General features: G+C 70.7%; 16 protein-coding genes. 4 read left to right on the plus strand and 12 right to left on the minus strand.

Annotated elements, in window-relative coordinates:
- Positions 1-37 precede the first annotated feature (37 nt).
- Positions 38-1,105: a sensor histidine kinase gene (locus AW273_RS21710; protein WP_062350855.1), complete on the minus strand. Its 1,068-nt coding sequence runs from the start codon at positions 1,103-1,105 to the stop codon at positions 38-40.
- A 38-nt stretch (positions 1,106-1,143) separates the two neighbouring features.
- Entirely contained in the window at positions 1,144-1,791 is a 648-nt protein-coding gene (locus tag AW273_RS21715; protein WP_062350859.1) for a response regulator transcription factor, read from the minus strand.
- 62 nt (positions 1,792-1,853) lie between these two features.
- On the opposite strand from AW273_RS21715, the gene AW273_RS21720 reads away from it, so the two are divergent.
- From AW273_RS21720 to AW273_RS21730, 3 genes are all read left to right on the plus strand, one after another.
- A complete protein-coding gene (locus AW273_RS21720) occupies positions 1,854-3,230 on the plus strand; it encodes an MBOAT family O-acyltransferase (RefSeq protein ID WP_232327536.1) in 1,377 nt (458 codons plus the stop codon).
- 11 nt (positions 3,231-3,241) lie between these two features.
- Entirely contained in the window at positions 3,242-4,213 is a 972-nt protein-coding gene (locus AW273_RS21725; protein ID WP_062350862.1) for an alginate O-acetyltransferase AlgX-related protein, read from the plus strand.
- A gap of 113 nt (positions 4,214-4,326) precedes the next feature.
- Positions 4,327-6,360 (plus strand): cellulase family glycosylhydrolase, encoded by a 2,034-nt coding sequence (locus AW273_RS21730; RefSeq protein ID WP_062350865.1) that lies wholly within the window; start codon positions 4,327-4,329, stop codon positions 6,358-6,360.
- 43 nt (positions 6,361-6,403) lie between these two features.
- On the opposite strand, the gene AW273_RS21735 is transcribed toward AW273_RS21730, so the two are convergent.
- The 10 genes from AW273_RS21735 to AW273_RS21780 form a co-directional block, all read right to left on the minus strand.
- Positions 6,404-7,117, minus strand: coding sequence for a DUF1684 domain-containing protein (locus tag AW273_RS21735; protein ID WP_062350867.1), 714 nt, complete (start codon positions 7,115-7,117; stop codon positions 6,404-6,406).
- Positions 7,114-8,238 carry an LLM class flavin-dependent oxidoreductase gene (locus AW273_RS21740; protein ID WP_062350870.1) on the minus strand — a complete coding sequence of 375 codons (1,125 nt, stop codon included), beginning with the start codon at positions 8,236-8,238 and terminating at the stop codon, positions 7,114-7,116. The genes AW273_RS21735 and AW273_RS21740 overlap by 4 nt, the downstream gene beginning before the upstream one ends.
- Positions 8,235-9,269, minus strand: coding sequence for an LLM class flavin-dependent oxidoreductase (locus AW273_RS21745; protein ID WP_062350873.1), 1,035 nt, complete (start codon positions 9,267-9,269; stop codon positions 8,235-8,237). The genes AW273_RS21740 and AW273_RS21745 overlap by 4 nt, the downstream gene beginning before the upstream one ends.
- Positions 9,266-10,390, minus strand: coding sequence for an LLM class flavin-dependent oxidoreductase (locus tag AW273_RS21750; protein ID WP_062350876.1), 1,125 nt, complete (start codon positions 10,388-10,390; stop codon positions 9,266-9,268). Before AW273_RS21750 ends, AW273_RS21745 begins: the two co-directional genes overlap by 4 nt.
- Positions 10,387-11,709 carry an NtaA/DmoA family FMN-dependent monooxygenase gene (locus AW273_RS21755; protein ID WP_062350880.1) on the minus strand — a complete coding sequence of 441 codons (1,323 nt, stop codon included), beginning with the start codon at positions 11,707-11,709 and terminating at the stop codon, positions 10,387-10,389. Before AW273_RS21755 ends, AW273_RS21750 begins: the two co-directional genes overlap by 4 nt.
- Positions 11,630-13,252 carry a dipeptide ABC transporter ATP-binding protein gene (locus AW273_RS21760; RefSeq protein WP_062350883.1) on the minus strand — a complete coding sequence of 541 codons (1,623 nt, stop codon included), beginning with the start codon at positions 13,250-13,252 and terminating at the stop codon, positions 11,630-11,632. The genes AW273_RS21755 and AW273_RS21760 overlap by 80 nt, the downstream gene beginning before the upstream one ends.
- On the minus strand, positions 13,249-14,028 hold the full coding sequence (locus tag AW273_RS38720; RefSeq protein WP_062350886.1) for an ABC transporter permease: 780 nt from the start codon (positions 14,026-14,028) through the stop codon (positions 13,249-13,251). Before AW273_RS38720 ends, AW273_RS21760 begins: the two co-directional genes overlap by 4 nt.
- Positions 14,025-14,948 (minus strand): ABC transporter permease, encoded by a 924-nt coding sequence (locus tag AW273_RS21770; RefSeq protein WP_062350889.1) that lies wholly within the window; start codon positions 14,946-14,948, stop codon positions 14,025-14,027. The genes AW273_RS38720 and AW273_RS21770 overlap by 4 nt, the downstream gene beginning before the upstream one ends.
- Positions 14,945-16,567, minus strand: a complete 1,623-nt coding sequence (locus tag AW273_RS21775; RefSeq protein ID WP_062351073.1) for an ABC transporter substrate-binding protein — start codon at positions 16,565-16,567, stop codon at positions 14,945-14,947. Before AW273_RS21775 ends, AW273_RS21770 begins: the two co-directional genes overlap by 4 nt.
- Positions 16,568-16,635: 68 nt before the next feature.
- Complete coding sequence (locus AW273_RS21780; protein ID WP_062350892.1) at positions 16,636-17,406, minus strand: SDR family NAD(P)-dependent oxidoreductase; 771 nt, start codon at positions 17,404-17,406, stop codon at positions 16,636-16,638.
- A gap of 88 nt (positions 17,407-17,494) precedes the next feature.
- On the opposite strand from AW273_RS21780, the gene AW273_RS21785 reads away from it, so the two are divergent.
- On the plus strand, positions 17,495-18,079 hold the full coding sequence (locus tag AW273_RS21785) for a TetR/AcrR family transcriptional regulator (protein WP_062350895.1): 585 nt from the start codon (positions 17,495-17,497) through the stop codon (positions 18,077-18,079).
- The last annotated feature ends 6 nt before the right edge of the window (positions 18,080-18,085 follow it).

An 18,085-nucleotide genomic window follows, 5' to 3' on the forward strand; every position in this document is an offset into this window, starting at 1 on the left:
TTCAGGCGCGAGTCGCATGTCACAGGATCGGGTCTGATCACGTATGGAGCCGCGACAACCGCACGGTCACCACGAGCCCGCCGCCCTCCCGGGGCCGGGCGTCGACCGTGCCGCCGTGGGCGGTGGCGATGGCCCGCACGATCGACAGGCCGAGTCCCGTGCCGCGCCCCGACCGGCGGCGGAACGGCTGGAAGAGCGTCTCGACCTCGTACGCCGGCACGACCGGCCCGGTGTTCTCGACGGTCAGCACGACCTCGGTCCCGTCGGCACGTGTGGTCAGCCAGGCCCGCCCGCCGGGCGTGTTGTGCCGGACGGCGTTCTCGAAGAGGTTCTGGACCAGCCGTTCGACCAGCACCGGATCGCCCTCGGTCATCGCCTCGGCCACGTCGTGGCCGACGGTCACCTCGCGGTCCAGGGCCTCGGCCGCCCCCAGGTCCACGACGTGTTCGACCACGTCGGCCAGGTCGAACGCGGTCGTGTCGGTGACCGCCTGCTCTCCCTGCGCGAGCGCGAGCAGCCCGTCGATGAGCCGTTCGTGGCGTTCGTTGACCAGCAGCAGCGACTCCCCCAGCCGCACCACCTCGTCACCGGCCCCGGCGCGGCCCACGGCCACGTCGACGAGGGTCCGGTTGACCGTGAGCGGGGTGCGGAGTTCGTGGGAGGCGTTGGCGATGAAGCGGCGCTGGCCGTCCTGGGCGCGGGCCAGCCGCCCGAGCATCCCGTCGAAGATGTCGGCGAGTTGCCGGATCTCGTCGTCGGGGCCGTCGTAGCCGATGCGTTCGGTCAGGTCGTGGCCGAGCGCGACCCGCCGGGCCGCGACGGTCACCTGGCGGGCCGGGCGCAGCGCCCACCCGGCCGCCCACCAGCCGGCCGCCGCCGCGATCAGGGTCGCGGCGAGCACGGCCAGGCCGCCCAAGTCGCGGACCCGGTCCTGGGTCTGCTCCAGGTAGGTGCGCTTGACGGCCAGCTCGTAGAGCCCCGACAACGACGGGTTGCCGCCGTCGGAGGAGAAGACCAGCGTCGTCATCTCCTGCGGCAGCGGGCCCATCGTGCTCCGGACGACGAGGAACACGCAGCCCAGCAGCGCCGCGCCGATGACCAGCATCGACGCGCCGAACAGCAGCGCCGTCCGGGCCCTGATGCTCAGGGCAGGCGATAACCGACGCCGGGCACGGTCTCGATCACCGCCGGTTCGCCCAGCTTGCGGCGGAGCTTCATCATCGTGGTCCGCACCGTGTTGGTGAACGGGTCGGTCTGTTCGTCCCACACCTTCTCCAGGAGTTCCTCGGCCGACACCACGCCGCCCCGCGCCCGCAGCAGCACGGCCAGCACGCCGTACTCCTTGCGCGCCAGCGGCACGTACCGCCCGGCCCGGAACACCTGCCGGTGGGCCGAGTCGAGGCTCAGGTCGCCGCGCCGCAGCACCGGCGGGTCGGCCGGGCCCGACCGGCGGCCGAGCGCCCGGACCCGGGCCACCAGTTCGGCGAACACGAAGGGTTTCGGCAGGTAGTCGTCGGCGCCCAGGGCGAGCCCGGCGATCCGGTCGTGGACGCCGCCGAGCGCGGTCAGCATCAGCACCCGCACACTCCCGGCGACCGCGCGGCAGATCTCGTCGCCGTGCACGCCGGGCAGGTCGCGGTCGAGCACCAGCACGTCGTAGTCGCCGGCGGTGAGCAGGGTCAGCGCGGCGGCCCCGGTGTAGGCGACGTCGACCGTCATCGTCTCGGCCCTCAATCCGGCCACGACGGCGTCGGCGATCATTCGTTCGTCTTCGGCGACCAGAACCCGCATCCGGCCCAGGATGTCAGAGGGCGAATAACGCGGGCATAACCGATTCTGTTTATGCCGCCCAGATGAGAATGCTGGTGGACTGCGCGGCGATGTCATTCGCCTCGCCACTGTTCCTGTGGTTCTTCATGCCGGCCACCCTCGTGGCCTATTGGCTGCTGCCCCGGTTCCGGAACGGGATCGTCGCGGTGGCCAGCCTGGTTTTCTACGCGTGGGGCGCGGGGGCGTACACGCCGCTGCTGTTATCGGCCATCGTGGTGAACTACGCCGCGGGCCGGGTGCTCGACCGGATCGAACGCCGCCGCACGGCGGTACTCGTCGCGGCCGTCGGATGGAATCTGGCGATTCTGGCGATTTGGAAGTACGCCGGATTCGCCACCGAGCAACTCCGCGCCCTCGGGATGGACGGTGTGCCGCTGGTCGAACTGGCGTTGCCGATCGGCATCTCGTTCTTCACCTTCCACCACATCTCCTATGTCGTGGACGTTTACCGGCGCAGCACGCCGGCGCAGACCAGCGTGGTCGGCTTCGTGACGTACATCGCGATGTTCCCGCAGCTCGTGGCCGGTCCGATCGTCAGATATCACGAGATCTCCGAGCAGTTGGCGAAGCCCGTCCAGGGCGGGCTCGCGGCCGGGTTCCCCCGGTTCGCGCTGGGGCTGGCGAAGAAGGTCGTCATCGCCGACTCGCTCGCGCCGATCGCCGACGCCGCGTTCGCGCCCGGCGCGGAGATGTCCACCGCGACGGCCTGGGCGGGCGCGCTGGCGTACACGCTGCAGATCTATTTCGATTTCTCCGGTTACTCGGACATGGCGATCGGCCTGGGGCTGATGATCGGATTCCGGCTTCCGGAGAACTTCGACCGGCCCTATTCGGCCCATTCGATAACCGATTTCTGGCGGCGCTGGCACATGTCGCTGTCGCGGTGGTTCCGTGACTACGTCTACATTCCGCTCGGCGGCAACCGGCACGGCCGGTGGAAGACCCATCGGAATCTGCTCACCGTTTTCGTGTTGTGCGGCCTGTGGCACGGCGCCGGCTGGACCTTCCTCGTGTGGGGCGTCTATCACGGCGTTCTCCTGGTCGCCGAACGGGTGCTGCGCTTCCGGCCCGGACGACTGGTCACACTCCTGCTGGTCGTCTTCGGCTGGGTGGTGTTCCGCGCCGAGAACATGGGCGCCGCCTGGCGCATGCTCGGCGCGATGGTGACGTGGCGGCCCGGCCCGCTCGACGAGTTCGTCGCGCACGCCGCCAACCCGCAACGTCTGGCCGTCTTCGTGCTCGCGCTGGTCGTCGTGGTCCTGCCCGGCCGCCCGCTCGGCCCGCTGGTCGCGACCGGCCCGCGCCCGCTCCGCGCGGCGGTGACCTGGGTGGCGGCCCCCTACGCCGCGCTGCTCGTCGCCGCCGGCACGTTCAGCCCGTTCCTCTACTACCAGTTCTGAGGTGTACGCCCATGCGGACCCGTCTGGCCGCACTGCTCTTCTTCTTCGCCCCGGCCCTCGCCTTCGCGGCCGGGGAACGCGCCGTGGAGATGGAGAACAGGCCGCTGCCGCCGGTGCCCGCGCTCGACGGCGACTGGACCGCGTGGGCCACCGCCCACCTGCCGTTACGCGACGAGGCCGTGCGCGCGAACGTCTTCCTGACCGAGTCGTTGTTCGGCCACGCCCCGGCCTACGGCTTCGGCTATCCGAAGGTCATCGAAGGCGAGGACGGCTGGCTCTACTTCGGCGACGACGTGACCGAGGCCTGCCGGCCGAAACGCCCGATCGCCGACACGATCGAGGCGCTGCGCCGCCTGGGCGAACGCGTCGAGGCGGCCGGGAAACGCTTCGTCCTCACCGTCGCCCCCGACAAGACGACGGTCTCCCCCCAGTGGCTCCCGTCGCGTTTCCCCGGCCGGGACTGCCTGCGGAAACGCAAGGAGGAGTTCTGGGCCGCACTCCGGCAGGCCGGTCTCCCCTGGTACGTCGACCTGCGCGCCCCCTTGGAGGAGCTCCAGCGCACCACCGGGCAACCCGCCTACTGGCGTACCGACAGCCACTGGACCGACCGCGCCGCCGCCACCTACGCCGCCGAGTTGGCCCGCGTCCTCGACCCGGCCCTCGCGGCCGGCACCCGCCTGGAGTTCACCGGCCGCCAGGAGCGCCACGGCGACCTGGGCCTGCTGCTCGGATCTCCTCGGGAGGAGACGATCGACCGCCACCGGCTCGACCGCGCCGGCGCGGCGCTCTACGAGCCGAAGACCGTGCTGATCGGCGACTCGTTCACCCGCAACTCGATGCCGTGGTTGCGCCCCTACTTCGCGAACCTGACCTACCAGCGCAACGACGGCCCGGTGACGTGGGACGACGCCGAGACGGTGATCGTGGAGATCGTCGAACGCCACCTGGTCGGCGGCAGCTCGCCCATGCTCGGCCCGAGCTGAAATTTTCACCCCCGCTCCCAGGTCAGCGCGGTGTTCCGGGGACCCGTCGTGTACACCTCCACCACCCCCGGCCAACCATGTGAGCGCTCCCGACAGCCCATGGAGGCTCGACGATGAAGAAATTACGGCTCGCGGTGGCCGCGCTGCTCGCGACCCTCGGGGTGGCCGTCATCCCGCCCCCGGCCCAGGCGGCGGTCGCCTGCTCGGTGACGTACACCAAGACCTGGGACAGCGGCGGCGGCTTCGGCGCCAACCTCACCATCAGCAACGTGGGCGACCCGATCGGCCCGTGGACCCTGCGCTTCACCTGGCCCGGCGCCCAGCAGGTGGGCCAGGGCTGGAACGGGACCTGGACCCAGTCGGGCCAGAACGTGACCGTGACGGCGCCGTCCTACGCGCAGTCGCTCGGGTCGGGCGCGAGCGTGACGGTCGGTTTCAACGGGACGTACAGCGGGACCAACACCGCGCCGAGTTCGTACACCCTGAACGGGGTGACCTGCGGCGGCGGCCCGTCGCCGTCGCCTTCGCCGTCACCCTCGCCGTCGCCTTCGCCTTCGCCTTCGCCGAGCAACGCGCTGGCTGTGGTCACGGCCATGCAGCCCGGCTGGAACCTGGGCAACTCGTTCGACGCGACCGGCCAGGGCGAGACCTCCTGGGGCAACCCGACGGTGACCCCGCAACTGCTGGACAACATCCGCGCCCAGGGCTTCAACAGCATCCGCATCCCGGTCACCTGGGGCCAGTACCTCGGCGGAGCGCCCAACTACACGATCAGCTCCGCCCATCTGAACCGGGTGAAGGAGGTCGTCGACTGGGCCCTCGCCGACGGCTTCTACGTCATGATCAACGTTCACCACGACTCGTGGCAGTGGATCAACACCATGCCGACGGACCGCACGAACGTCCTGGCCAAGTACAACGCCGTCTGGACCCAGATCGCCGCGGCCTTCCGCGACCACTCGCCCAAGCTGCTCTTCGAGAGCGTCAACGAGCCCCAGTTCACCGGCAGCTCCGGCGACGCCCAGAACGCCACCCTGCTGAACGAGCTCAACACCTCGTTCCGCACCATCGTCCGGAACTCCGGCGGCGGCAACACGAACCGCCTGCTGGTGCTGCCGACCCTGCACACCTCCGCCGACCAGGCCAGGATCGACGAGCTGAACAGCACGTTCCTCGCCCTGGGCGACCCCAACCTGATCGCCACCGTGCACTTCTACGGCTACTGGCCCTTCAGCGTGAACGTCGCGGGCGGCACCCGCTTCGACACGACGGTCCAGCAGGACCTGACCGGCGTGCTCGACCGGGCCTACAACGGCTTCGTCAGCCGGGGCATCCCCGTGATCATCGGTGAGTACGGCCTGCTCGGCTTCGACCGCCACACCGGCACCATCCAGCAGGGCGAGAAACTCAAGTTCTTCGAATATCTGGGCTACCACGCCCGCCAGCGCGGCATCACGACCATGTTGTGGGACAACGGCCAGCACTTCGGCCGCACCTCGTTCCAGTGGTCCGACCCCGAACTCGCCGCCCAGATCAAGTCGAGCTGGACGACCCGCTCGGGCACCGCCTCCTCCGACCAGGTCTACGTCCCCCGGACCGGCACGATCACCTCGAAGTCGCTGACCCTGAACCTCAACGGCACGACCTTCCAGGGCATCAACGGCCTGACCCAGGGCTCCGACTACACGGTCTCCGGCTCCACCCTCACCCTGACCGCCTCGGCCCTGACCCGCCTGGTCGGCTCCCGCGCCTACGGCGTGAACAGCAGCGTGACGGCGCGCTTCTCCACGGGCGTCCCGTGGCGGATCAGCGTCATCACCTACGACACCCCGCAGGTGGCCGGGGCCACGGGCACGACGAGCGCCTTCACCATCCCGGCGAGCTTCCGGGGCGACCAGCTCGCGACCATGGAGGCGAAGTACGCCGACGGCACCTTCGCCGGTCCGCACAACTGGACCTCGTTCAAGGAGTTCGACGTCGCCTTCGCGCCCGACTACACGGCGAACACGATCACCCTGACCCCGGCCTTCTTCGCCGAGGTCGCCGACGCCCGGAAGGTGACGCTGACCCTGCACTTCTGGAGCGGCGCCCAGGTCACCTACTACGTCACCAAGTCGGGCACGACGGTAACCGGCACGACGAGCTGATCCACGCCGGGATGGGCCGTCGTGGCGGCCCATCCCGGCCCGGTCAGACGACGCGCTTCTCCCCCGCCGTCACCTTCACGTCGAGGCGGTTGCCCGGGGGAGGGAAGAAGCAGAGGAAGTGGTCGGTCAGGGCGCACGGCGGCAGATGCGCCTTGTTGAAGTCGGCCTCCAGCGTCCCGTCCGGGCCCGGTGCGGGCAGCGGCAGGGTCCGGAAGCGGAAGGTCTCCTCGCCGTTCGTCAGGTCGCCGAACTGGGCCGACAGGCCGCCGGGGGTCTCGGTGACCGCGAGGGTCCGGCTGCCGCCCGGCAGGTCGACGACGACCTCGCCGACCAGGAGCAGGTCGCGGTCGCGGCCGTCGGCGGTGGGCACGGTCTCGGGGCGCGTCTCCCCGTAGGGGCGGAAGACGGCCGGGCGGATCCACGCCGGGTCGTGGGCGAACGACTCGATGCCGGTGAAGGCGCGCAACGTCTCGGCGTCGGGGTCCCAGGTGCGGATCGCGGGCAGGCCGTCGCGGATGACGAGCTGGATCCTGACGCGGCCGTGGAACAGGGCCGGCACGTCAGGGGTGATGACGACCGAACCGGCCACGGGTTCGCCGTCGATGGTGAGGCCGTCGTCGAGGCCGGCCTTCAGCTCGACGCCGCCGCCGGTCGGGCTCCACACGCCCGGCACGCCCGGGACGACGGTGTCGCCGTCGATCCAGGTCGTGCCGGTCAGGGTGAGCAGGTCTCGCACCTCGTCCTCGCGGGTGGTCATGAGAGCTCCTTCCAGGCCTGGCCGAGCAGCTCGGCCGAGCGGACACGGTCGGCGTGGTCGTGGGTGATGGTGGTGACGAGCAGTTCGTCGGCGCCCGTGACGTCACGGAGGACACGCAGGCGCTCGGCGACGTGGGCGGGCGTGCCCACGAACTGGGTGTCGAGTCGGTCGGCGATCAGTTCGCGGTCTTCGGGCGACCACTCGTGCGCGAGCGCCTCCTCGGGGGTGGGGAACGGGATCGCTCCGTCCCCGGTGCGGATGCTGCGCACCCACAGGCCGTAGGGTGCGGCGATCCGCTTCGCCTCGGCTTCGGTCTCGGCCACGACGACGTCGGCCGAGACCATCACATGGGGCTTGGGGTGCAGCTCCGAGGGCTTGAACGCGTCGCGGTAGGCCTCCACGGCCTCCAGCACCGCCGAAGGGCTGACGTGGTAGTTGGCCGCGAACGGCAGGCCGCGTTCGGCGGCGACCTGGGCGCTCTGGCCGCCGCTGCTGCCGAGGATCCACAACTCCAGTTCGGCGCCCTCACCCGGGTTGACGTGGGCTTCGACGCCCTCGGCCGACCGGTAGGTGCCGGCGATGAAGGCCCTGATGTCGTCGACCTGCTCGGCGAAGTCGGGGGACTCGGCGCCGGGCTGCTGGAGGAGCTGCGCCCACAGGGTGAAGATCGACTTGTTGGCGATCGAGGCGAACGAGAACGGCTTGGGGATCAGCAGGCCGTCGACCACCCGCGCCTCCTGCGGCGGTGGCGGGGGCGCGTCGGCGGCGGCGCGGAACTCCTTGGCCCGCTGGCCCGACCGGCCGAGGCCCAGGTCGATGCGGCCCGGGTGGAGCGCGTCGAGGGTGCCGAACTGCTCGACGACGCCCAGCGCGGTCTGGTGGCCGAGCTGCACCGCGCCCGAGCCCACGCGGATGGTGCTGGTCGCGGCGGCGACCGCGCCGATCAGCACCGCGGGGGCCGAACTCGCCACGCCGGGGGTGAAGTGGTGCTCGGCCAGCCAGTAGCGGTGGTAACCGGCCGCCTCGGCCTTGCGCGCGAGGTCGAGGGTGTTGGCGAGGGCCTGCCGGGCGTCGCCGCCGGAGACGATCGGGGCCAGGTCGAGGATGGACAGCCGGGTCATGCGAGCCCTCCCAGGGGTCTGCTGGGGATTTCGGCGCGGAGCACGGGTGCGATCTCCGCCTGGAACAGTTCGAGTGAGGCCCGGTGCCGCGCGTCGGGGAGCCCTTCGGCCTCGGCCGAGATGTGCATCACCTCGTGGCCGAGCAGGTCGTGGTAGCGGTGGACCTTGTCGATGATCTGCTGGGGGCTGCCGACCAGGATCGAGCTGCGCTCGATGGCGTCCTCCAGGTTGTGGAAGACCGGGTCGAGGCCGCGCGAGGCGAAGAACTTCAGCCGCGCGTCGAAGATCGGCCGGTACGCCTCGATCGCGTCCTGCGACTTCGGGGCGCTGTGGTAGCCGGCCGTCCCCGCTCCGACGACCACGTCCTTCGGGTCGTGGCCGTGGTGCTCCCAGCGTTCCCGGTAGTAGGCGACGAGTTCGGCGTACGGCTCGACCGGGTTGGAGACGTTCGCGGAGAACAGCGGGTCGCCGTAGAAGGCGGCCAGGTCGACCGACTCGCGGCTGGTGGCGCTGCCGTGCCACACCCTGATCGGCCGCTGGAACGGGCGGGGCAGCACCTCGGCGTCGTCGAGCGAGGGGCGGAACCGGCCCTCCCAGGTCACCCGGTCCTCCCGCCAGAGGCGGCGGAACAGTTCGTAGCCCTCCCGGTTGCGGTCCCACTGGTCGGCCTCGGTGACGTGGAACAACTCGGCCTGCGCGGTGCCGTTGCCCTTGCCGATGATCAGCTCAAGGCGGCCGCCCGACAGGTGGTCGAGGGTCGAGTAGTCCTCGAAGGCCCGGACGGGATCGAGCAGCGCGAGCGTGGTGACGGCGGTGAAGAGCCGGATCGTGGACGTCTTCGCGGCGATGTGACTGAGCACCACGGTCGGCGACGACGACAGGAACGGGCGCTCGTGGCGTTCCCCGAACGCGAAGCCGTCGAAGCCCAGTTCCTCGGCCACGACCGCGCTCTCGACGATCTCGCGGAAACGCCGGTTGACCGACTTGGCGGGGTCGTTGTGGAAGCCCAGCGTGAGCGCGAGGAACTTCACGACACCCTCGCATACCGGCTGGCCGGGCGGCCGAGCCCGAGCCGTCCACGCAGATCGGGGGTCTCGTACGCGGTCCGGAACGCCCCCCGCGCCTGGAGCTCGGGCACCAGGCCGCGGGTGATGGCGGTCAGGTCGTGCGGCAGGACCCCCGGGCGGAGCCGGTACCCCTCGAAACCCCAGTCGAGCAGCAGGTCGGCGAGTTGGGCCGGGGTGCCCTCGAAGACGTGGGCGTCCGACTCCAGCGGGGCGCCGTCGAGCTCGTCGAGGCGGGCCTTGTGGTCGCCGAGGAAGACGACCAGGTCGGCGAAGACCTTCAGACCGGGGTTGAGCTCGCGCACCTCCTCGACGATCCGCCGCGCGTCGTCGCGGTCGGTGGGGGTCACGTAGAGGACGTCGGCGTTCTCGGCGGCGAACTCGTACGGCCGGGTGGAATGGCCCAGCGCGGTGATGAGCGGCTGGCCCTGCGGCGGGCGCGGGGTGATCGACGGGCCCTTGACCGAGAAGAACTCGCCCTGGAAGTCGATGTAGTGCAGCCGGTCGCGGTCGATGAACCGGCCGGTCGTGGCGTCGCGGATCTCGGCGTCGTCCTCCCAGCTGTCCCAGAGGCGGCGCACCACCTCGACGGCGTCGGACGCCTCCCGGAAGAGCGCGTCGACGAACTCACTGTTGCCGGGGTCGAACGGCGGGAACTCACGCCGGCCGAAGTGCGCCGCCTCGTCCGGACGCCCCGACACCCGCGGACGCCAGCCCGCGCGGCCCTTGCTGGCGTAGTCGAGTGAGGCGATGCCGATCGCCACGTGGAACGGCTCGGTGTGGGTCACGCTGGTCGTCGGGATGAGGCCGATCTTCGAGGTCAGCGGGGCGACCGCGGCGGCCAGCAGCACGGCGTCGAGCCGGCCGCGCACCTGGTCGAGGCGGTCGTCGGGGGCGTCGTACCGGGACGACTGGAGGCTGAGGGAGTCTTCGAAGGTGACCCAGTCGAGCAGGCCGCGTTCGGCCTCGATGACCAGGTCGGCCCAGTAGCCGGCGGTGAACAGCCGGTCGGGCTCGGCCCCTTCGGCCCGCCAGGCGGCCGGGTGCCAGCCGGCGCCGTCGAGGGCGACCGCGAGATGCAGGCTCATGAGAGCTCCTTCAGTCCGAGGTGGTGGCGCAGGGTCGGGCCGGTGTAGTCGGCCCGGAAGACGCCCTTCTCCTGGAGCAGCGGCACGACCTTGTCCACGAGGTCGTCGAGGCCACCCGGGGTGAGGTGCGGCACGAAGATGAAGCCGTCGGCGGCGTCGGTCTGCACGAAGTGGTCGATCTCCTCCGCGACCGAGAGTGCGGTGCCGACGAAGGTCTGCGGGGCGGCGGTCTCGATGACGAGCTCGCGGATCGAGAGGTTCTTCTCCTCCGCCAGCGCCCGCCACTTGGCCGCCGTCTCGGCGCGGTCGCGGCGGAACTGGGCCCGGCCCTTCGAGACGTCGGTCGACAGGTCGGGCTCGACGTCGGGGAGGGGGCCGTCGGGGTCGTACTCCGACAGGTCGCGGCCCCAGATCGCCTCCAGGAACAGGATCGCGGTCTGCGGGCCGACCTGGGCGCGGCGGATCTCGGCCGCGCGCTCCTCGGCCTCCTCCTGGGTGTCGCCCAGCACGTAGGTGACGGCCGGGAGGATCTTCAGGTCGTCGGCGGTGCGGCCGTACTTGGCGAGGCGGCTCTTGACGTCGCGGTAGAACGTGCGGCCCTCCTCCAGCTTGCTGTGCCGGCTGAAGATGACGTCGGAGGAGGAGGCGGCGAACTCGCGGCCCTCCTCCGAGTCGCCGGCCTGGATGATCACCGGGTTGCCCTGCGGCGGCCGGGGCACGTCGAACCGGCCCCGGATGTCGAAGTGTTGCCCGGTGTGCTCGAAGAAGCCGATGCCGCCGGGCCGGACGAACCGCCCGTCGGCCCGGGGCAGCGCGTCGGAGGCCCAGGAGTCCCACAGTTCGCGGGCCGTCTGGAGGAACTCCTTCGCGCGGGTGTAGCGGTCGGCCTCGGCCAGGTAGCCGCCGCGCCGGAAGTTCTCGCCGGTGAAGGCGTCCCAGCTCGTGACGACGTTCCAGGCGGCCCGGCCGCCCGAGAGGTGGTCGAGGGTGGCCAGCCTCCGGGCCACCTCGTAGGGCTCGTTGAAGGTGGAGTTGACGGTCGCCGCGAGTCCCAGGTGCGTGGTCACGGCCGACAGTGCCGACAACACGGTCAGCGACTCGGGCCGCCCGACGACGTCGAGGTCGTGGATGCGGCCCTTCATCTCGCGCAGCCGCAGTCCCTCGGCGAGGAAGAAGAAGTCGAACTTGCCGCGTTCGGCGGTCTGCGCGAGGTGCTTGAAGGAGTCGAAGTCGATCTGGCTACCCGACCTGGGGTCGGACCAGACGGTGGTGTTGTTGACGCCCGGGAAGTGCGCGGCGAGATGGATCTGCTTGGTCATGGTGCCCTCCTGGCACGGCTGCGAGCAGTTCTTGGGTGTACGGGTCGGCCGGCGCCGTGAAGATCTGGTGCGCGTCGCCCGACTCGACGGCCCGGCCGTCCTTCAGCACGAGCACGTGGTCGCTGACGTGGCGCACCACCCCCAGGTGGTGCGAGATGAACAGATAGGCCACCCCGAGTTCGGCCTGTAGCCCGGTGAGCAGGTCGAGCACCTGCGCCTGGATCGACACGTCGAGCGCCGACACCGGCTCGTCGCAGACGATCACGCGGGGACGCGGGGCCAGCGCGCGGGCGATGGCCACCCGCTGCCGCTGCCCGCCGGACAACTTCAACGGCCGCCGGTCGAGCACGCTCTCGTCGAGCCCCACCTGTTCCAGCAGCTCGACCGCCCTCTTCGCGCGCAAGCTCCCGGGTTCCCCGCCGACTTCGAGCGCCTCGTCGAGGATGCGGCGTACCGAGAACCGGGGATCGAAGGAACTCAGCGGGTCCTGATAGATGACCTGGATGTGGCGGCGCAGCTCGCGCTGCCGCGCGCGGGTCAGGCCCGCCCACGGCTGACCGTCGATCTCGACCGACCCCTGGTCGGGCGTGAGCAGGCCGAGCACCAACCGGGCCGTGGTGGTCTTGCCCGACCCCGACTCCCCGACGACGCCGAGCGTCTGCCCGGCCCGCAGCTCGAAGGAGACCCCGTCGACCGCGGTCCGGCCCTTGAACGTCTTGACCAGGCCCTCGGCCCTGATCACCACGTCACCGGCGACGGTGTTCCGCGAGCCCGGCCCCGGGATGGCGTCGAGCAGGCTTTTCGTGTACGGGTGTCCGGGCGCCCCCAGCACCTGCGCGGCCGTACCGTCCTCCACGACGACGCCGTCCTTCATGACCAGGATCCGGTCGGCCAGCTCGGCCACCACCGCGAGGTCGTGGCTGATCAGCAGCAGCGCCTGACCGGCCCGTTTGCGTTCGGCCAGCAGCCGCAGGATCTGCGCCTGCACGGTGACGTCGAGCGCGGTGGTCGGCTCGTCGGCGATGAGCAGCCGGGGCCCGCAGGCGATGGCCGAGGCGATCAGGGCCCGCTGCCGCAGGCCGCCGGAGAGCTCGTGCGGATACTGCTTCGCCCGCACCTCCGGCTCGGGCACGCCGACCTCGGTCAGCAGGTCGATCACCCTGCGGGGGATCTCGTGCCGGGGGGCCGCGCGGTGCAGCTTCAGCGTCTCGGCGATCTCCTTGCCCACCGGGCGGAGCGAGTCGAGCGAGACCAGCGCGTCCTGGAGGACGTAGCCGATCTTCCGCCCCCGGATCGACCGCCACTGCCGTTCGCCGAAGCCGGACGCGTCCACTCCTTCGATCGCCAGCCGCCCGGCGGTGACGGTCGCCTCCGCGCCGGTCAGCCCGAGGAGGGTGCGCGCGGTGACGCTCTTGCCCGACCCCGACTCGCCCACGACCGCCACGCACTCACCCGGGTGGACGGCGAGCGAGACGCCGCGCACGGCGTGCACGCCCGGGAAGCTCACGTGCAGGTCGGTCACCTCGACCACGGGTGTGCTCACGCGATCCTCCGCTGCAGCCGGCGTCCGACGACGGTGATGGACAGGACGGTCAGCGTGATCGCGACCCCCGGGAACACCGCGATCCACCAGGCGACCGAGAAGTAGTCGCGCCCGGCCGAGAGCATCGCCCCCCATTCGGGCGCCGGCGGTTGCGGCCCGAGCCCGAGGTAGCTGAGCGAGGCGGCGGCCACCAGGGCGGTGCCGACCTCGATGGTGGCCAGCACCACCAGCGGCTCGAACGCGTTGGGCAACACGTGCCGGGTGACGATCCGGCCCTTGCCGAGCCCCAGCGAGACGGCCGCCTCGACGAACCCGGCAGTGCGGATGACCATGGTCTGGGCGCGCACCAGCCGGGCGTAGCCGGGCGCGGTGTAGAGGGCGATCGCGAAGATCACGTTGACCGTGCCGGGCCCGGTGACCGTGATGACCAGCAGCGCCAGCAGCAGCGTCGGCAACGACAACACGATCTCGACCAGGCGCATCACGATCTCGTCGCCCACCCGCCCGCCGAGCGCGGCCAGCAGTCCGAGGGCGGTGCCGACGACCACCGCGAGGGCGGTCGCGCCGAGACCGGCCAGCAGGGAGGGCGCGGCGCCGTACACGATGCGGGTGAAGACGTCGCGGCCGTTGGCGTCGGTGCCGAGCAGGTGGTCGGCGCTCGGCCCCTGGAGGGCGGCGAGCGCGTCGGCGGCGTCGGGGGTGCTGCCGGTGAGCAGGCCGGGCGCGAGCGCGGCCAGCGTGACCAGGGCCAGGAAGGCCACCGCGAAGATCCTCACGTGGCACCCCGCAACCGGGGGTCGATGAGGAGGTAGAGCACGTCGACGACGATGTTGACGACGACGTACAACACCGCGGTGAGCAGCACCACGCCCATCACGACCGGCAGGTCCTTGCCGCCGACGGCGGTCAGGGTGAGCTGGCCGATGCCCTGGCGGGAGAAGATCTGCTCCACCGCGACCATCGCGCCGACCGTCAGGCCGACCAGCCAGCCGATCAGCGTCACGGTCGGCACGAGCACGTGCCGCAGCGCGTGCCGGAGCCGGACCCCCAGGTCGGACATGCCGCGGGTGCGGGCGGTCAGCACGAAGGGCTGCTCCAGGGTGAGTTCCAGGCCCTCGCGCATCATCTGGGTGAGCATGGTGGTGATCGGCAGCGCGACCGCGATGACGGGCAGCACCAGCGCGGCGAAGCCGTCGGCGCCGACCGCGGGGAACCAGCCGAGCTGGAAGGAGAAGATCGTCAGCAGCAGGATCGCGGTCCAGAACGTCGGGATCGACACCCCGATCAGCTCCAGGTTCGACGACAACCCCCGGATCCACGGTTTGCGCCGCGCGGTCAGGATCGCCAGCGTCGTCGACACCACGACGGCGACCAGCAGCGAGGCCCCCGCGAGCTGCAGCGACGGCCCGAGCTGCGCCCCGATCGCCGAGGCGACCTGTTCGTGGAGCTGGTACGACCGCCCGAGGTCGCCCCGCAGCACCCGCCCCAGGTAGGTGGCGTACTGCACGAACAGCGGCTCGTCGAGCCCGTAGTCGGCGATGATCCGGGCCCGCACGTCGGGGGTGACGGTGCTGCTGCCGATCAGCACGTCGACCACGTTGCCGGGCGTCAGGTGGAGGGCGGCGAAGGAGACCGTCACCGCCCCCCAGAGCACCAGCACCGAGGTGCCGAGCCGGGTCAGGATGCGGCGGATCATGCCTTCGACACCCAGGCGTCGTAGAAGACCGGGAAGGCCTGCGGCTCGAAGGTGATGTCCTGGACGTTCTTCGACGCGCCCAGCAGGTAGTTGAAGACGTAGACCGGGATGATCGAGGCCGCGGCGTTGGCCTTCTGCTGGACCTTGGCGTAGAGCGCGGCCCGCTCGGCCAGGTCGGTGGTGCGCAGCGCGTCGGTCAGCCAGCCGTCGACCTCGGGGTCGTTCCAGCGGGCCAGGTTCTGGCCGAAGAAGTCGGGGCGGGGGATGTTGGAGATGGCGAACAGGTTGCGCAGCGCGTCACCGTCGGCCCGCTGCCAGCTGAAGTCGATGAGGTCGTAGTCGCCGGCCAGCGCCTTCGGGGTGAAGTCGGCAGGCGTGACGTCGACGAACTGGACGTCGAAGCCGGCCTTCTTGGCCTCCGCCTGCACCTGTTCGGCCAGCGTGCCGCGCTGCTCCCGGGCCAGCGCCTTGAGGAAGGGCCACTTGACCGTCAGCCGCTGGCCCTCCTTGGTGCGGTAGCCCTCGGCGTCCCTGGCCGACCAGCCGGCCTCGTCGAGCAGCCGGGCGGCCCCTTCGGGGTCGTACCTCCACTGCGTCTCGGTGGCCTTGTCGTATCCGGCCGTCGCCGGGGAGATCGCACTGAAGGCCGGGTCGAAGGTGCCGAAGTAGAGCTTCTCGACGACGGTGGCGAAGTCGATCCCGTCGCGGAACGCCTGCCGGACCTTCTGGTCGGCGAAGACCCCCTTCTCGTTGTTCGGGTAGTAGTTGTAGTTCCCGCCCGGGGCCTGCTTGCGGATGATGGTCAGCTTGGGGTTGGCCTCGACCTGCTCGACGTTGACCGGCGGCACACTGGCGATGGCGTCGATCTGCCCGCTGGTCAACGCGCCGAGCCTGACGGCGTCCTCGACGATGACCTTGAACTCCAGGCGTTCGAGGTGGGCCGGGCCGGTGTGCCCGGCGATCGGCGGCGCCCAGTCGTAGTCGGGGTTGCGGTGGTAGGTGATGCCCTGGTGCGGCGTGAACGCGTCGATGACGAACGGCCCCGTCCCGACGACCTTCTTGGCCAGCGCCTCAGGCCCGAGCGCGAGCTGCTTGGGCGACTGGATGCCGAAGTAGGCGGTGGCCAGGGCCGCCAGGAAGGGCGAGTAGGCCTCCTTGAAGGTGACTTCGACGGTCTGCGGGTCGACGACGGTGCTCTTCTCGTACGGCCCGAACGCCGCCGCCGCGAGTTGTGACTTGGTCGCCGGATCGACGATGTGGTCGAGGTTGGTCTTCACGGCGGCGGCGTCGAAGGGCGTGCCGTCGCTGAACGTGACTCCGGTGCGGAGCTTGAAGGTGTAGGTGCGCCCGTCGTCGGAGATCTCCCACGAGCTGGCCAGCCACGGGTGGATGTCGCCCTTGTCGTCGAGGGCGACCAGCGAGTCGAGGACGGGCCGGGTGAAGAGGCCGGTCACGTCCTGCGGGCTGGCGTGGGGGTCGAGGTTGAGCGGCTCGGTGTTGACGCCGAAGACGAGCGAGCCGCCCTTGGCGGGGTTTCCCTGGGGGACGCTGGTCTCACCGCAAGCGGCGAGCAGCGGAAGTAGCAGTAATGCGGCAAGGGGGGCGCGGAACCGGCGCACGGAGATCACCTCTCAGTTTTCCTACTTTTAATGTAGGAAATAGGGGAATCTCCGTCAAGCGGGTATGTCTAGTGCCACCCTCCGTCCACCCGCAACGTCGCGCCGGTGACGTAGCCGGAGCGCGGACTGGCCAGGAAGGTCACCATGTCGGCGTACTCCTCCGGCAGCCCGATCCGCCCGAGGTCGACCATCGTGGTGAGCCGCCGACCGGCGGTCTCCGCCATGTCCTCCCAGGTCTCGCCCCAGCCCGACTGCCGCCCGAGCTCCGTCAGCCGGACCTTCGCCTTCGGCGTGAGGATGCCGCCGGCGGCCACCGCGTTCGAGGTGACCCCCGAGTCCTTCAGCTCGCGGGAGAGCGAGGCGGCGAGGTTGTTGCGGGCGGCGTTGGTCGCGGCGTAGTGGGGCTGGGTGTCCATCGGATAGTCGGACAGGGCGCTGCTGATCTGGATGACCCGCCCCCACCCCCGCTCCCTCATGCCCGGGACGAACCTCTTGATCATCCGTACGGACGCGACGACGTTGACGTTGTAGATGTCGTTCCAGTCGTCGGCCGACAGGCTGTCCCAGGTCAGCGAGGGGTCGAAGACGCCCAGGTTGTTGACGAGGATGTCGACCTCCTTGGCCGCCTCCGCCACGGCGTCGGCCCCCTCGTCGGTGGCGAGGTCGCCGATCGCGACGGTCCCGCCGATCTCCTTCGCGACGGCGTCGGCCCTCGCCTGATCTCTTCCGTGGACGACCACCGTGACCCCCTCGGCGGCGAGGGTCCGGGCGATCTCCTCGCCGAGGCCGCCGGTCGATCCGGTCACCAGGGCGCGCTTGCCCGTGAGCCGCAGGTCCATGAGTTGGTTCCCTTCAAAGTGGACTGTGCAGTCCAAAATGCCACCACAAAAATGGACTGTCAAGTTCACTTTTTGCTAGAGTACCCAGGTGAGAGCACTGACTCCGAAGGGCGCCGCCACCCGGCAGCGGATCGTCGAAGGCGCCGCCAAACTCATCCGCGACCACGGCCCCGCCAACGTGGGCCTCGACGACATCCGCGCCGCGACCGCCACGAGCAAGAGCCAGCTCTTCCACTACTTTCCCGACGGCAAAGCCGACATGCTGCTCGCCGTGGCCGCCCACGAGGCCGAACTCGTCCTCGAAGAACAGCAGCCCTACCTGAGCGACCTGACCTCGTGGGCACAGTGGGAGGCCTGGCGCGACCGCGTGATCGCCCGCTACGCCGCCCAGCGCCGCCGCTGCCCGCTGTCGGCGCTGACGGCCCAGCTGGGCCTGGCCGATCCGGCCGTCGAAAAGATCATCACGGGCATGTACACCCGCTGGCAGCGCTACGTGGCCGACGGCGTGCGGGCGGTCCGCCCAGACGCCGACGCCGAACGCGTGGCCACCCAGCTCATCGGCGCGATCGCGGGCGGGGCCACGATGCTGGTCGCCACCGACGACATCCGCTACCTGGAAATCGGCCTGACGGAGGCGATCGAGAACCTGCGCCGAGGGGCACCCGGCCCCTGATCGGCC

Source organism: Herbidospora yilanensis (assembly GCF_001570565.1).
Lineage (GTDB): Bacteria > Actinomycetota > Actinomycetes > Streptosporangiales > Streptosporangiaceae > Herbidospora > Herbidospora yilanensis.

Coding starts and splice junctions, on each gene's coding strand:
- AW273_RS21710 (WP_062350855.1), bottom strand. CDS start 1,105: ATGCTGGTCATCGGCGCGGCGCTGCTGGGCTGCGTGTTCCTCGTCGTC.
- AW273_RS21715 (WP_062350859.1), bottom strand. CDS start 1,791: ATGCGGGTTCTGGTCGCCGAAGACGAACGAATGATCGCCGACGCCGTC.
- AW273_RS21720 (WP_232327536.1), top strand. CDS start 1,854: ATGAGAATGCTGGTGGACTGCGCGGCGATGTCATTCGCCTCGCCACTG.
- AW273_RS21725 (WP_062350862.1), top strand. CDS start 3,242: ATGCGGACCCGTCTGGCCGCACTGCTCTTCTTCTTCGCCCCGGCCCTC.
- AW273_RS21730 (WP_062350865.1), top strand. CDS start 4,327: ATGAAGAAATTACGGCTCGCGGTGGCCGCGCTGCTCGCGACCCTCGGG.
- AW273_RS21735 (WP_062350867.1), bottom strand. CDS start 7,117: ATGACCACCCGCGAGGACGAGGTGCGAGACCTGCTCACCCTGACCGGC.
- AW273_RS21740 (WP_062350870.1), bottom strand. CDS start 8,238: ATGACCCGGCTGTCCATCCTCGACCTGGCCCCGATCGTCTCCGGCGGC.
- AW273_RS21750 (WP_062350876.1), bottom strand. CDS start 10,390: ATGAGCCTGCATCTCGCGGTCGCCCTCGACGGCGCCGGCTGGCACCCG.
- AW273_RS21755 (WP_062350880.1), bottom strand. CDS start 11,709: ATGACCAAGCAGATCCATCTCGCCGCGCACTTCCCGGGCGTCAACAAC.
- AW273_RS21770 (WP_062350889.1), bottom strand. CDS start 14,948: ATGATCCGCCGCATCCTGACCCGGCTCGGCACCTCGGTGCTGGTGCTC.
- AW273_RS21780 (WP_062350892.1), bottom strand. CDS start 17,406: ATGGACCTGCGGCTCACGGGCAAGCGCGCCCTGGTGACCGGATCGACC.